This is a genomic window from Fusibacter sp. JL298sf-3, assembly GCF_053842995.1.
On sequence record NZ_CM132608.1, the window covers coordinates 3,829,110 to 3,844,459 of the forward strand.

The following is a 15,350-nucleotide window of genomic DNA, read 5'->3' on the forward strand; positions in this document are numbered from 1 at the left end:
ATGCTGCTATTTGATCTGCAATTGTTTTCAGAAGAAAAGACAGAGCAACCCACGTCCAAGAAAATTAGGGACTCTCGACAAAAAGGACAGGTGGCGCAGTCCAAAGACCTCAACGGTGTTTTGGCATTGCTGGCTGTTTTTGCGGCACTTGCCGTGTTGGGGCAGTACTACGCCACGTCGCTTTTCGGTTTTTTTCACTACACGATGGCGCAGACAGAGGGCATTGACGCCTTCTATCAAGACGGTAATATCCACAAGTATATGACGCAAGTCTGCCTCTTGATTTTAAAACTCTCATTGCCCACCTTACTGGTGGCAATGGTCATAGGGGTATTGGTTTCCTATATGCAAGTGGGTTTTCTATTTACGACGGAGACGCTTAAGCCCAAGCTGGAGAAAATCAATCCTTTAAAAGGGGCAAAGAACTTGTTTTCGACGCGTTCTTTGGTGGAGTTGGCCAAATCTCTGGCGAAGGCGACCTTAATTGTGTTTGCATCCTATGATTATTTAAAAGACAGGCTGATTGAACTGCTTGTTGCCATGGAACTCGACATCGGGCAAATCATAGCGGTTATGTGGGACCTCGTCGTCGGCGTCGTCGTGAGAAGTGCTTTAATTCTGTTGGTTATCGCTGTGTTCGACTACGCTTACAAACGCTGGAAGAACAACAAAGACATGATGATGACCAAGCAGGAGATAAAGGACGAGTACAAACAAAGTGAGGGCGACCCGATGCTCAAGTCCAAGATTAAAGAAAAGCAACGGGCAATGGCCATGAGCCGTATGATGCAAGATGTGCCGACAGCCGATGTCGTTATTACCAATCCGACGCATTATGCCGTCGCGGTCAAATACGATCCCCAAACGAGTGATGCGCCGAAAGTCGTCGCCAAGGGGCAGGACCTCATTGCTCAAAACATCAAAAAAATCGCCGGGGAGGCTGAAGTTCCGATTGTGGAGAACAAGCCGCTGGCAAGGGCGCTTTACGCGTCGTCCGAGGTGGGTGATTTCATCCCCATCGAACTGTACGAAGCAGTGGCCGAAGTGCTCGCTTACGTCTATACGCTTAAAAAAGACGCCTAGGAGGTTTACATGCGTTTTCGTTTCAGTGATACCATCGTTGCGATTCTCGTAATTGTCATTATATTATTAATCATTATACCTGTCAGATTGGGACTCTTAGATGTCTTTCTCGCTATGAACATCTCGTTGGCATTAACGATTTTGGTACTGTCCATGTTCGTTAAGGAGCCACTGGAGTTCAGTGTCTTTCCATCGATACTCCTTATTACGACACTGTTTAGACTGGCGCTGAACATTTCTACGACGCGTTACATTTTGACGAAAGGCGAGGCGGGAAATGTCATTGCCGCGTTCGGTGATTTCGTTATCGGCGGTAACGCCATCGTCGGTTTTATCATCTTTACCATTATCGTCATTATTCAGTTTCTCGTCATTACCAAGGGGTCAGAGCGGGTGTCGGAAGTTGCCGCACGCTTTACGCTCGATGCGATGCCGGGAAAACAAATGGCCATAGATGCCGACTTGAACTCGGGACTTATTACCGAGACAGAAGCCAAGACAAGGCGTAAAAAAATTCAAAGAGAAGCCGATTTCTACGGCGCCATGGACGGTGCCAGTAAGTTTGTCAAAGGCGATGCCATTGCCGGTATTCTCATTACAATTATCAATATTTTGGCGGGCTTCCTCCTGGGAGCCACCACTATGGGGCTCACACTTGGTGAGTCGATGCAGCGCTTTACCCTTTTAACGGTTGGCGACGGTCTTGTGAGCCAGTTGCCGGCGTTGATGATTTCCGTTGCAACGGGTATCGTCGTTACGCGAGCGGCGTCAGAATCCAATTTGGGAACCGACGTGGCGAGTCAAATATTCGCCAAGGCCGAAGTGCTGTACCTCGTCGGCACCATTATCATTTTACTCGGCGCAGTGACACCGCTGCCGAACTTTGCGTTTGTGTCTATCGGTACAGCGATTTTGTTGGCAGGCTACTTTTCAAAATCTCGGAATGCAAAAGCCAGTGCGGAACGCGCTGAAGAAGAGGCGGCTGCAGAGGATGTTGAAGAGGCCGATATGCGAAGTCCCGAAAATATCATGCCGCTTTTGCAAGTCGATCCTATTGAGCTGGAATTTGGTTATGGTATAATACCGTTAGCAGACCCCAATCAAGGGGGCGATTTGTTCGACCGATTGGTTATGATTAGAAGGCAGGTCGCTTTGGAACTGGGACTTGTGGTGCCTATTATCCGGTTGCGCGACAACATACAGCTAGACGCCAATCAGTACCTCATTAAAATTAAGGGCAACGACATCGCCATGGGCAATATCGTCTTCGACCACTACTTGGCCATGAGTCCGGGAAGTGTCGAGGGGGATATTGAAGGCATTGACACGGTGGAACCTGCATTTGGCCTACCCGCCAAGTGGATTAAAGCGGACTTGAGAGAGAAGGCCGAGTTGCTCGGTTATACTGTCGTCGACCCGTCTTCTGTCATTTCGACACATTTGACTGAAATTGTGAAGAAGTTCAGTTTCGAGCTGTTGAGCAGAGAAGATGTCAAGCAATTAATCGACAACACCAGAGAAAGTCACCCGGCACTTGTGGACGAGCTGATGCCGAACCTGCTGAGCCTCGGCGAGATTCAAAAGGTCCTCGCCAACTTGCTGAAAGAAAATGTCTCTATTCGTAACTTAGTGACCATACTTGAGACACTGGCGGATTACGCCAGAACAACACGGGATGTCAACGTTCTCACAGAATATGTGCGACAAAAGCTCTCACGACAGTTGTCACGCCAGTTTTTCCCTTATGGAGAGGCCAAGGTGGTGACCCTCGACCAAGAGCTTGAGAACTATTTGATGGACGCCATCGATCAGAACGAAAACGGCACTTTTTTATCAGTGGATCCGATGACGACACAGACTATTATTACCAGCTTAAGTGAAGAAGTTAAAAAGCTTATGAACATGGGGGAACAGGCGATTGTGGTAACAGCGCCAATCGTCAGGTTTTATTTTAAGAGAATCACAGAACAAGCGATACCCGATTTAATCGTTTTATCTTACAACGAGATCGAATCGGATGTACAGCTTCAATCTTCGGGGATGGTGAGCATTTAAATGAAAGTGAAACGCTACATGGTTCAAGATATGAACGAAGCCATGATACGAATTAAAAATGAGCTCGGCATGGATGCCATTATTCTCAATACGAGAAAAGTCAAGCGAAACGGTCTCATGCGTTTTTTTAAAAAACCGATGCTGGAGGTTGTGGCCGCTGTGGATGAACCGCTGGTCAAGCGGGCATCTGTAGCGACGCCTCAGCCACAGCCACAGAAAGCGCCAGAGAACACGTACACAAAAGAGATAGAAGGACTTAGAGAAGTGGTCGAAAAGCTGACGCAAAAAGTGGCGGCCATTTCACAGGAGACGCCTTCAGAAGCCGCAGGTGTTGAAACGGATGTCGACGCGGTTGCCGAAGCGGCTCAAACGTACATCGATATGCTGAAGGGGTTTGACGTTCAAGAGTCAATTGCCAAGAAAATCATTGAGATTGTACAACGTCAAATTTCAATTGACAGTAAAAACAAAGAGACTGTCGTCAGCGCGATGAAGGTCATTGCCAGAGAGTACCTCGGCGATATTAAGACCATCGATAAAGACGTACACAACGCGCCGAATATCTATATTTTCTTAGGGCCGACAGGTGTCGGCAAGACGACGACACTTGCGAAAATTGCGGCGAAACTCTCACTTATCGACGGGAAGTCCGTCGGTTTGATTACGGCGGACACATATAGAATTGCCGCAGTTGAGCAACTTAAAACATACAGTGAGATTTTAGGACTGCCACTTGAAGTGGTCTACGAGTCCGGCGAACTCGACGATGCGCTTCACAAATACCGCGACAAGGACTACATTCTCATTGATACGGCGGGGAGAAGCCATAAGAGCAAGGCGCTTAAGGACGATTTTGACGAACTGGTCAAAAGTATTGGCGATTACACAGTTTTCTTAGTAATGAGTTTAACAACGGGGTATAAAGAAATGCGAAGCATGATCGAGTCGTATCACTTTTTAGACGACTACCGCCTTTTGTTTACAAAGCTCGACGAAGCTTCCAGTTACGGTAATATTCTGAATATGAAGGTGTTGACCGGGAAACCGCTGTCCTATTTCACAATAGGGCAGAGTGTACCAGACGACATAGAAGACGCCGATAAGGAAAAGATTATCAATTACGTTTTCGGGGATGTCAACCATTAGATTAGGTGAGGGATGCAATGGACCAAGCACAGAAGCTTAGAGAATTAACTGAATTAATAGAAGCGCATGGTGACGACGAAACAGTGGTTGGTGACGCTAAAGTGGTGACGATTTCCAGTGGGAAAGGCGGCGTGGGGAAGACCAACTTCACAGTGAACTTGGCTATCGCCCTTGCTAAAATGGGCAAGCGGGTTTCGATTATCGATGCCGATTTGGGGCTCGCCAACGTCGACGTGCTCTTTGGAATCGTTCCGAAATACAACATCTCACATGCGATTAAGGGAGAAGTTGACATTAAAGAGTGCCTTTCAAAGGCGCCTCATGATATCAACATATTGTCCAGCGGTTCGGGGATTATCGACATGGTAGATATGGCGCCTGTACAGCTCGAAAAACTGATTAAGTCCTTTGGTTTTCTCAATCAGATTTCAGACTACATTCTCATCGATACCGGTGCCGGGTTGAGCAAATCCGTACTGAGTTTCATAGATGCCGCTTCAGACGTTATCTTGATTATCACGCCTGACCCGACGAGTATTACCGATGCTTACGCGCTCATTAAAAACATCGACAAAGAGGACGATTTTAAAATCAAGTTGATTATCAACCGAGTAGAGAGCAATGAAGAAGGTGAAGAGGTTTTTCATAAACTCCAGCAGGCGGTTCAAAAGTTTCTGTCGAAGGATGTGGAAAACTTCGGCTACATCTATGAAGATGAGAATTTGAGAAAAGCCATACGCAAACAAGTGCCGATGTTGGAGCTCTACCCGAGAACACTGGCGAGCAAATGTATCGAACACATTGCGTACAACTATGACAACAATTGTAAATTCAAAGCAGAAACAGGACGGTTTAAAACTTTTTTAAGCCGGCTCATCGCAAAACTTTAAGGTGGTATTGATGGAGGGGTTTAACAAGTATCTAAAGATTTCGGATGGGATAGATGTGATGATCTTCAAGACCGACGGCGATTCGATTACGCTGCCGGCTTTTGTATACGAAGTCGTAGACGATACGCGTCTAATTGTATCACATCCACTGCATCAGGGGGCGCTCTATCCGATGTCTAGAAACAGCGAGTACTATTTTAGATTTTTTATAGAAAACCAGGGGATGTACCTTTTTAAAGGGCATGTACAGGGACGCATGATGTACGATAATTTGCCAAGTGTCGTTGTTCAGTTGACGTCGCCAATAAAAAAAATACAGCGGCGCAAGTTTTTCAGAGTACATTTTCATTCTGACGGGTATTTTGTCATTCGAACTGAATTGACAGAGGAAATGCTTGAAGCGCGTCGGAAAGCACTGGAAAACAAATACAAAAACAGTCGCGATATTATCATTGAGGAAATTGAAGAAGAGAAAATTAAATTTCAGGCAATGGACCTTAGCGGCGGCGGGATAAAAGTCCTGACAAGCAAGGCGTTTACGAATGGAGACTTTGTCGAGGGAGCGTTTAAAATATCTTCCGTATGGGTAGATTTTAAAGGAGAAGTTATTCGGGTTGAAAAAAAGGATTCTAAGACGTTTGAGACCAGCATAAAATTCGTCGATTTAGACGCTTCTACCCAATCGAAAATTGTATCGTATGTATTCGAAGTCGAACGAAATTTAATTAAAAAGGGATTGATGTGATATGAGGAAAAAAGTACTTGTGGTTGACGACTCCGCCTTTATGCGCAAAGTCATAATGGACATGATCAATTCGAGCGATGCTCTGACTGTCGTCGACACTGCAAAAAATGGTGAGGAGGCCATAGAAAAAATACGGGCGCTTAAACCGGATTTGGTCACTATGGATATTGAAATGCCCAAAATGGACGGCCTGACAGCACTAAAGAAGATAATGACGGATATGCCTCTTCCGGTCATTATGTTGAGTTCACTCACAAAACACGGTGCGCAGGAGACTTTGAAAGCACTTGACTTAGGTGCCATGGACTTTATCACCAAACCTTCGTCGCTCATCAAAGTGTCTGCACCGGAGATAAAGGAGGAACTCATCGCCAAGTTAGAGGCTGCTAGCAAAGCCAAATTATCAGTTGCGCAAGATATGATGTCACACTTACCAAAGAGCGCAAAAAACGCCAGCTACACCCCCTATCAACGGGTAGAGGGGAAGACCAATTTTAGGAAACTTATCGCCATAGGAACCTCTACAGGCGGACCTAGGGCATTACAGGATGTCATTCCCTTTATCCCAAAAGATATCGACGCAGGCATCCTCATCGTTCAGCACATGCCGCCGGGCTTCACAAAATCCCTCGCCGACAGATTGAACAGCATGAGCCAAATCGGCGTTAAGGAGGCAGAAGACGGAGATGTAATGAGAGCGGGGTGGGCTTATCTCGCACCTGGTGATAGTCATATAAAAGTTTCTAAACAATCAGGAAAATTTGTGATAAAATTAGATAAAGGCGAACGCGTCTCGGGGCACAGACCCTCTGTGGACGCAATGATGTATTCTATCGCCGATCTCAATGAACGCAATGTAATCGGCGTTATTATGACCGGAATGGGTGCAGACGGTGCAGATGGCATGAAGACGATTAAACAAGGCAACAACTTTGTCATCGCCCAAGATGAAGACAGCTGCGTGGTGTTCGGTATGCCAAAATCCACGATTAAGCTGGGAGTTGTTGATAAGGTCGTCAGCCTTTCAAATATAGCGAATGAAATTGTGAAAGCCATGGAGGTGTAGTGCATATGGATATGAGTCAATACCTAGAAATATTTATCGATGAATCAAAAGAACATTTGCAAACTATGAACGAGATTTTACTTGTTCTAGAGGGCGATTCCGAGAACATTTCACACATAGGTGAAATTTTTAGAATCGCACATACTTTGAAAGGTATGTCAGGTACCATGGGGTTCACAAAAGTCGCTGACTTGACACATAAAATGGAAAACCTACTCGACTTGGTTAGAAACGGCAACCTCAAAGTAACAGGGGCTATTATCGACGCGTTGTTCGAATGCTTCGATGCACTTGAAGCTTATATCGATCACCTTGAAAAAGAGGGTACTGAAGGCGATTTGGATTCTTCGAGCCTCGTTAAAAAACTGGAGCGCATCGCCAACGGCGATGAAGCGCCTGAAGCACCAAAGGCCTCGCAAGAAGCGCCTGCTGCCGAAACCGGTGGAACGATTATCGCCGCTGGAGATACAGAGTTCCACATCGGTCTCGAAGACATCGATACCATTATCCAAAAAGCGTTTGAAATGGGCGTTAAGCCGTATTTGATTAAAGTCACACTCGACCCAGGGTGTATGTTAAAGGCCGCACGTGCGTTTATTGTGTTCAACACCCTCGAGCGCTTTGGCGAAGTGGTGAAGTCCTACCCGCTCGCTGAGGAAATAGAGGATGAAAAATTCGAAGACGCTTTTGAAGTCCTGTACTTTACAAAGCTGGATCCGGATTACTGCAAAACGGAGCTTATGAACATCTCGGAAGTCAAGTTGGCAGAAGTGAGAGAGCTTGAAGAGACGGAGTTTGTGAAGAAAGAAAAACCGCAAGACAAAGAAGTCGATTTGACAAAAGTCGATGACGTAAAACCGACTTCAGTGGCTCAAGCACCTGAACAAGCAAAGAAATCGACCAAGCCGGAGAAAGCTAAAACCGCTAAGACCGTTCGCGTTGAAATCGGCCGCTTGGACAACCTTATGAACCTCGTCAGCGAGCTCATCATCATCAAGACGCGACTTGAAGATTTAGATACGACGACGAGCAAAAGCGAGCAGAGCAACAAGAACAATATGAACGAAGCCATAGAATACTTAGAGCGTATTACCACGAGTCTCCACGACGCCGTTATGAAAGTTAGAATGGTGCCGGTTGAGAGAACGTTTAACCGCTTCCCAAGACTGGTTAGAGACCTGTCAAAAGACCTGGGCAAAAACATCAAGTTGTACATGTCCGGTGAAGATACAGAAGTCGACAGAACCGTTATCGACGAAATTGGCGATCCGTTGATTCACTTAATACGCAACTCTCTCGACCACGGTGTCGAGTCGCCTGAGGATAGAGAACGCGCCGGCAAAAAGGAAATGGGTACCGTTGCACTTAGGGCTTATCCAGACGGCAATACGGTCGTCATTGAAGTTGAAGACGACGGCAAGGGCATCGATCCTGAGATCATTAAACGCAAAGCGATTGAAAAGAGCGTTGTAAAGGCGTCTGATGCTGAAATGATGAGTGATAAGGAAATCATCAACCTCTTGTTTGAAGCTGGCTTTAGCACAGCAGATCAAGTAACGGATATTTCCGGTAGAGGTGTCGGCCTCGATGTGGTCAAGTCGAAAATCGAAGCCATCAACGGTACTGTAGAAGTGGTTTCCACACTTGGTCAAGGCAGTAAGTTCATTATTAGATTGCCGTTGACACTTGCGATTATTCAGGCGTTAATGGTTAACTTAAACGATGAGAAGTTTGCAATACCGCTAAACAACATCAAAGAGATTACCAATATCGCGACACAGGACATCACCATGGTCCAAAATCAAGAAGTGGTTCTTTACAGAAACAAAACGTTGCCGATTATCCGCATGAAAGACGTGCTCGAAATCGAGTACGATCAGTCGGAAGAGCCGGATGATTTAATTGTCGTCATCGTTAAAAAAGGCGACGTTGAGGCCGGCCTTGTGGTGGACAGCTTAATCGGTCAACAGGAAATCGTCATCAAGTCTCTCGGCAAATACCTCACCGGCATCAAAGCGATTGCAGGTGCTACGATACTCGGTAACGGTAGTGTCGCGTTGATTGTCGATCCGAATCAATTGTTTTAGTTAGGGGGCCAATATGAGTGCATTTAAAGAATATGTGACGTTTCGTCTCAATCAAGAATACTACGGTATTGATATCAACAACGTCGAGAATATAGAAAAAGTTTTACCCATAACGCGGATTCCTTATACGCAAAAGCATATTAAAGGTGTTATCAATCTCAGAGGGATTATCGTTCCCGTTGTGGACCTTAGAAAACGTTTTAACTTAGAGTCCGTCGCACTAGGAGATGAAGCGCGCATTATTATCATCAATTTGGAGGAGATGAAAATCGGCATGCTCGTCGACTCTTCCTCTGAGGTGCTTCAAATTTACGACGAAGAAATTGATGCGGCGCCAAATGTGCGCAAGGATTACGACAGCGAGTTTATCAAAAGCATCGGAAAAAAAGACGGGCGCATCATTATGTTGATCGACCTCAACAAAGTTTTAAATATCGGTGAAGCGAGCGAATAGGAGTAGACGATGGGTATTGATTTTAATGCGATGAACAACAATTTAATTATTGATGTCTTAAGAGAAATTGGCAATATCGGAGCAGGGAATGCAGCGACTTCACTGGCAAAGATGATAGATAAAAAGATCGATATGAAAGTACCTGTTGTAAAACTTCTCGGATTTGATGAGGTGCCGGAACTCCTAGGGGGCGCTGAGAACGTGGTTAGTGGTATCTTCTTTAAGATAGAAGGCGATATCACCGGCAGCATTATGTTTGTTCTCGATCAGAAATCGGCTATTAATTTAGTCGATTTATTGATGCCGAGAGACAATGCGGATTTCGATGAGTTCACGGTGTCGGCGCTGAAAGAAATTGGCAACATTTTGGCCGGTTCTTATATTGCGTCTCTTTCGGGACTGACCAACCTAAAAATAAAAATTTCCATCCCAGCTATTGCCATTGATATGGCGGGGGCGATTTTAAGTGTACCCGCCATCCACTTCGGCCAAATGAGCGATAGTGTCATGATTATACAAAATGAATTCATTGAAACAGAAGGTGGAAAGAGCGTTGACGGTTACTTTTTCTTAATACCGGATATGGACTCTTATGAGGTACTGCTGGGGAGCTTAGGAGTGTCACTATGAGCACGATGATAAAAGTTGGAATGGCCGATTTGAAGGTCGTCGAATACCCGGATGCACTCACGACCCTTGGATTGGGGTCGTGTGTGGGCATCTGCATACACGACGCATCGAGTAAAGTCACCGGTATGGCACATATTATGTTGCCTTCCAGTAAGGCCATTAGAAAAAATGAAAATGTCGCGAAGTTTGCCGACACTGCCATTGTCGAGTTGCTTAAGCAAATGGAGAAGAAGGGGGCGCGAAAAAGTCGATGCTTTGCAAAAATTGCAGGCGGCGCGCAGATGTTCTCTTTTTCTTCTGCCAGTGATACGATGAAGATAGGTGAGCGTAACGCCGAGGCGGTAAGAGCGCTTTTAAAGGAGCTCAAGATTCCTATTAAAGCCGACGAGACAGGTGGCAACTTTGGTCGGACTATAGAGTTTTACAGTGAAGACGGTAAATTGATTATCAAGACGGCAGGTAAAGGCATAAAAGAATTATAGGATATAGAAGGTGCGATGATGACAAATGAAATGCTTTGGATCGAATACAAAGAAAAAAATAGCCAGAAAGCCAAAGACGATTTAATAGTCCATTATGTTTCGCTTGTCAAGATTATAGCCGGTAGACTTTATACAAATTACAACGCGCACGTGGAGTACGACGATTTGATTGGCTATGGTATTATCGGTTTGATTGATGCCATAGAAAAGTTTGACTATAAAAAGGATGTCAAATTTGAAACGTATGCAAATATTCGAATCCGCGGCGCTATTATTGATCAAATTAGACATCTAGACTGGGTGCCTAGGAGCACAAGACAAAAATACAAAAAAATAGAAGAAGCTATTTCGCGTTTACAGATGCTGTACGGCAATGAGATTTCTGATGAACAAGTGGCAGATGTCCTCGGCATCTCATTAGAAGACTATCAAAAGCTTTTAGGTGAAGTCACCACCTATTCGATTTTATCACTTGAAGAAAAAATAGAAGAAAATACGAGTTTTGACGTCGTATCTGAACATAGAGAATACAATCCCGAAGACCATTATATACACGAGGAAATGAAAGACATTTTGGTACAAACTGTTGAATCGCTTCCTGAGAAGGAAAAGAAAGTGATGCAACTGTACTATTATTCGGAGCTTACCTATAAAGAGATATCTGAAATTTTAAAAGTTTCTGAATCGAGAATTTCTCAAATTCATACAAAGGCCATTGCAAAGCTAAAATACGCATTGAACGATTTGTATGGAAGTAGCCATTCCAAATAAACTAAGTAGAGAGAAGACTTTTTAGTTGATAGGTGATAGAGGTATTAAACACAGTTAGTTTTAGGGGGAGACTATGACAGACCAAAAGTACGAACTAGATGTGAAAATTTCAGATGACTATTATGCCGCACGTGCCTCCATTGAGTTTGCAGCCGACGGCGAAACCGTGGCGCCTGAAGAGATTATTACGGCTTTAAAAGCCAAGAATGTCGTTTACGGTATAAAGGAAGCGTTTATACAGGAAATCTGCAAAGAAAAAAGAACGGTAATCAATGAAGTAATCGCCGAGGGTGTACCGCATACACATGGTGAAAATGCTGAAATCACGTATAATTTCAAGAAGGACGCCAAATCCAAACCCGCGGTGCTGGACGACGGACGCGTCGATTTTAAGAACCTCGGTTTAATTGAAATGGTGCGTAAAGGCGATGTCTTAGCCGAAAAAAAGCCACCGACATCCGGTACTGAAGGGACGACGGTTACTGGGAAAACGATTAAAGGTAAAGACGGCAAAGATGCCAAGTTTAAAATAGGAAAAAACGTTCATGTCTCCAATGACGGCTTACAAGTTATTGCAGACAGTGAAGGCAAAATAGATTTCTCCGGCGAAAAGATAAGCATTATCAACTTACTGGAGCTCAGAACAGATGTCGGTGTAGAGACCGGCAATATTAAGTTTCAAGGGCAGGTTGTCGTAGGCGGCAATGTGACAAGTGGTTATGAAGTCGACTGCGACGGCGATTTGATTATCAACGGCGTCGTGGAGGGGGCAAAAATAAAAGTCACCGGTGATTTGACGATTTCAAGAGGCATTCAAGGCCACGAAGTGGCAGAAATCTTCTGTGGCGGCCAGCTCACAGTGAACTTTATCAACAGTGCCAATGTCGTGGTAAAAGGCGATATTGAGACGGGGACAATTATGAACGCCAACGTCAAATGCGACGGTCAAGTCGTGGTCAAGGGGAAGAAAGGCGTTATTGTCGGCGGCGAAGTCATTTCCAAAAAAGGCGTAGAAGCTGTAACTGTCGGTTCTGAACTGGGTATTATGACCGTGGTGAAGCTCGGCGTCGATGTGGAAATTATCGAAGAGCTGAAAGCGCTTTCTATAGAAGTAAAAGACCTAATCGATATGCACGACAAGCTTGAAAAATCCGTCAAGTTGCTAAAAGTTAAGCTTGAGCAAAATCCGGGGGATTTGAAAACAAAGGCGATGTATGAAAAGTATAGTGGCAATTTTGTTACTTTAGATCAATCCCTGACGGAAAAGAGACAGCGTTTGCTCATGCTCAACGAACTGATTAACAACATCAGGGGGGCGCAGCTGAAAGCGGAGAATATCCACCCCGGTACACGTGTAAAGATCGGTAGTGCCAATTATTATGTGAAGCAAATTTTGTCGCACGCCATTATCACAAAAGATAGGGGCGAGATTGTGGCAATCGGTTATTAGAAGGGCGGTAGGCTGATGAGTATTAGGCCCGCTGATATGCAAATCGTTGTACACAAGACGCAAGATATACATCCAGCGAAGCAGAGTGTGGTCAATAAAACGGATAATGAGCTTTTAATGGCGCAGGAGAAGGGAAAGACCTTAGCTGAGCAAAATCAGAAGCGCGTCGCTAAATCTGAGCGCTCTGAACTTAAAAAAGTCAAAAACGACGACCGAAAAAAGCACTCTAAATCGAAAAAGAAAAAGCAGAGCGAAGACGATGAGGATGCAAGTGATGCACAAAAGAAAAAAAAGAAATACGTGGAACCGAGAGGGTCCAAGTTCGATATGAAGGTGTGACATGTTTATAGTAAGTATTCTTTTTGGCGTTTTGATTGTTGCAAGCGCCATTTTGCTTTTAAAAAGAGAATTTGTCAAGGCGCTTAGGCAACAAGAGCGCTTTCAAAAACAAGCGCAACTTTACGATGCTGGTGAGCTCAATGACATCTTATTGAATCTTAAAATGGCCATCGATGACATGAATCAGGCGTTTTATAGCATATCCGGCGATTTGGAGGGCAAGTACAGCGTGCACGAAAAACAGTTGGCCGATTTAGAAGCGGCACTGGAAAAACTCACGTCAGAAATGCCGGCTGTGGTGGCGCACCTGCCTGTGGAGAAAAAAGAAGAGAGGGCAGTGAAAGAACACATCCATTTGTCGGCAAGGGAGAAACCCGACTGGATGAAGCCGCCTGTTCAGAAAACACCTGAGGAAGCGCTTTTAGAAAAGGCCCTTGAGTTGGAAGCACAGGGCGTAGATAAACGCCAAATCGCTAAAACCTTGGGGATTGGACAGGGCGCTTTGGACTTGATGATGCACATAAAAAAGTAAATTTAACATGTCAATCACTTTTGAAAATGTCCCAAAATAAATGAAACATGAGCACCAGTAAAAAGCTGGTGCTTTGTTAATTAGCGGAGAAAAAGTTTTCTTGAGTGTTAATGATGTCCTCAAAAGTATAATTGTGTTGAGCATAGTGTGTTTTGATAAATTTCTTGATGGCGCTCTTCCGCCATGGATGTATCATAGAAGGGATATTGCGTTTTTTAGGCAGAGCCTCGAACTCGTCCTGAAAATCAAAGTTCTTAGATTTCCTTAGATGAGAAGGGATAAGTTCGAGTTCATAAACGTTCTCGTTTACAGAGGCCATCAAACAGCCGTTAAAAGCCTTAATAATGACAGCCGGAGTGCCTTTGTGGTAATAAATAGGGAGGCCTCTGTCGTCCATGAGTTTAAAATATTGATTTTCAAATTTAATGCAATGGCCTGTATCAATTTTGCGCTCAGCAATTACCGCAAGCGTTAGATTGATTTTTTCATCAGACGGTTGCGTTTCAAACACAGATTTGTTATTATCAAAAGGCAGAGCAAACTTGTCATTGAATTTCTTTATGTAGGAGTTCAGAAATTCGTTGGCATGCTCTACGCTTGATACGCCTGCGTTTCTTAAGTCGATCGGCAGTCGTGATTGTAGTGTTTGGAATAAGCGTTCTACGCGTCCTTTGGCCTGTGGAACGCTTGTTACTTTTATATCTACCCCCAGTTGATGGCAAGCGTAAGAAAACTGAGTGAAGGTATCCTTTTCAAGTGAAGGGGCCTTTTTTTGTTTGTATTCAAAAACAGTCCTTCTGTCCGTGTAAAACATGTGTGGGATACCATAGGTTGTTAAAATTTGATGAAAGACATTGTAATAGCCTTTAAGTGTTTCTTGGTGGTCGAAGTAAGCCCCCACGATTCGCCCTGTGGCATCGTCTATAGCAGCGTGTAAGTGGGTTTTGACGCCGCCAAACCAGATGTGAACCGAAGCGTCCATCTGAAGCATTTCTCCAAAGTAGGCGGATCTAGGTCTTCTAGGGTGGCTTTCATCGAGTTCAACGATCTTGTGCTGAATAATCGCCATGTCCCTTTTAGAAGTAGCCTTTTTCTTTTGGGCTTCTAATTTTTTACGAAGGGCTTTCTTTGTTGACCTGTGAGCCTTGGGAGATAAAACATCTTGTTCCATAAGGATATTTTTTACAGTAGTTGGAGAAAGAAAAAGGTGTTCTTGCTCTGCTAGGATTTCAGTAAAATGAGCGAAATTCGCATCGGGATACTTGGTCCTGTAAAGTCCTAAAATCAACGTTTTAGTTTCGCTAGACAGGGCGTGAACGGGTTTCTTTCCACGGTTTCCATGGACAAAGAAGTCTTTCCCTTCTGACCGATAGCCCTGGATTAATCGATTAACCGTTCTAATACTACAGCCTAGCTTAAGTGAAGCTGTTTTTTTATTGCCATTCGTATCGACGAGCTTTTTAATGATTTCATATTTTAGATTTTCATTCATACGTAATTCTACCTTTGTCATTTAATTTACCTCGATGCTTTCATTCATTGAGGTATTATTATAGCATTATATCTTTTGGGACAAAATCACGTTTGATTACTTAAGACATTATCACATGTGAATCATAT

15 protein-coding genes are annotated in these 15,350 nt (G+C 44.3%); 14 read left to right on the top strand and 1 reads right to left on the bottom strand.

The annotated features are described in order from the left end of the window. From flhB to ACR6HW_RS18315, 14 genes are all read left to right on the top strand, one after another. Nucleotides 1-1,083: a flagellar biosynthesis protein FlhB gene (flhB, locus tag ACR6HW_RS18250; RefSeq protein WP_455729108.1), complete on the top strand. Its 1,083-nt coding sequence runs from the start codon at nucleotides 1-3 to the stop codon at nucleotides 1,081-1,083. A 9-nt stretch (nucleotides 1,084-1,092) separates the two neighbouring features. Next, nucleotides 1,093-3,138, top strand: coding sequence for a flagellar biosynthesis protein FlhA (gene flhA, locus ACR6HW_RS18255; RefSeq protein WP_455729109.1), 2,046 nt, complete (start codon nucleotides 1,093-1,095; stop codon nucleotides 3,136-3,138). Continuing rightward, entirely contained in the window at nucleotides 3,139-4,284 is a 1,146-nt protein-coding gene (flhF, locus tag ACR6HW_RS18260) for a flagellar biosynthesis protein FlhF (RefSeq protein ID WP_455729110.1), read from the top strand. 17 nt (nucleotides 4,285-4,301) lie between these two features. Continuing rightward, entirely contained in the window at nucleotides 4,302-5,174 is an 873-nt protein-coding gene (locus ACR6HW_RS18265; RefSeq protein WP_455729111.1) for a MinD/ParA family protein, read from the top strand. 10 nt (nucleotides 5,175-5,184) lie between these two features. After that, nucleotides 5,185-5,919 (top strand): flagellar brake protein, encoded by a 735-nt coding sequence (locus ACR6HW_RS18270; protein ID WP_455729112.1) that lies wholly within the window; start codon nucleotides 5,185-5,187, stop codon nucleotides 5,917-5,919. Between the two features lies 1 nt (nucleotide 5,920). Then, a complete protein-coding gene (locus tag ACR6HW_RS18275) occupies nucleotides 5,921-6,985 on the top strand; it encodes a protein-glutamate methylesterase/protein-glutamine glutaminase (protein WP_455729113.1) in 1,065 nt (354 codons plus the stop codon). A gap of 11 nt (nucleotides 6,986-6,996) precedes the next feature. Then, nucleotides 6,997-9,072 (top strand): chemotaxis protein CheW, encoded by a 2,076-nt coding sequence (locus ACR6HW_RS18280; protein ID WP_459251969.1) that lies wholly within the window; start codon nucleotides 6,997-6,999, stop codon nucleotides 9,070-9,072. A 13-nt stretch (nucleotides 9,073-9,085) separates the two neighbouring features. Then, entirely contained in the window at nucleotides 9,086-9,526 is a 441-nt protein-coding gene (locus ACR6HW_RS18285) for a chemotaxis protein CheW (RefSeq protein WP_455729115.1), read from the top strand. A gap of 9 nt (nucleotides 9,527-9,535) precedes the next feature. Continuing rightward, entirely contained in the window at nucleotides 9,536-10,156 is a 621-nt protein-coding gene (locus tag ACR6HW_RS18290; protein ID WP_455729116.1) for a chemotaxis protein CheC, read from the top strand. Continuing rightward, nucleotides 10,153-10,638, top strand: coding sequence for a chemotaxis protein CheD (locus ACR6HW_RS18295; RefSeq protein WP_455729117.1), 486 nt, complete (start codon nucleotides 10,153-10,155; stop codon nucleotides 10,636-10,638). Before ACR6HW_RS18290 ends, ACR6HW_RS18295 begins: the two co-directional genes overlap by 4 nt. Nucleotides 10,639-10,653: 15 nt before the next feature. Continuing rightward, nucleotides 10,654-11,409 (top strand): sigma-70 family RNA polymerase sigma factor, encoded by a 756-nt coding sequence (locus ACR6HW_RS18300; RefSeq protein WP_455729118.1) that lies wholly within the window; start codon nucleotides 10,654-10,656, stop codon nucleotides 11,407-11,409. A gap of 73 nt (nucleotides 11,410-11,482) precedes the next feature. Further along, complete coding sequence (locus tag ACR6HW_RS18305; RefSeq protein WP_455729119.1) at nucleotides 11,483-12,859, top strand: DUF342 domain-containing protein; 1,377 nt, start codon at nucleotides 11,483-11,485, stop codon at nucleotides 12,857-12,859. 15 nt (nucleotides 12,860-12,874) lie between these two features. Then, a complete protein-coding gene (locus tag ACR6HW_RS18310) occupies nucleotides 12,875-13,198 on the top strand; it encodes a hypothetical protein (protein WP_455729120.1) in 324 nt (107 codons plus the stop codon). A gap of 1 nt (nucleotide 13,199) precedes the next feature. Continuing rightward, nucleotides 13,200-13,730, top strand: coding sequence for a DUF6115 domain-containing protein (locus ACR6HW_RS18315; protein ID WP_455729121.1), 531 nt, complete (start codon nucleotides 13,200-13,202; stop codon nucleotides 13,728-13,730). A 76-nt stretch (nucleotides 13,731-13,806) separates the two neighbouring features. Here ACR6HW_RS18315 and ACR6HW_RS18320 read toward each other — a convergent pair whose 3' ends face one another. After that, complete coding sequence (locus tag ACR6HW_RS18320; protein WP_455730851.1) at nucleotides 13,807-15,222, bottom strand: ISNCY family transposase; 1,416 nt, start codon at nucleotides 15,220-15,222, stop codon at nucleotides 13,807-13,809. Between the last annotated feature and the right edge of the window lie 128 nt (nucleotides 15,223-15,350).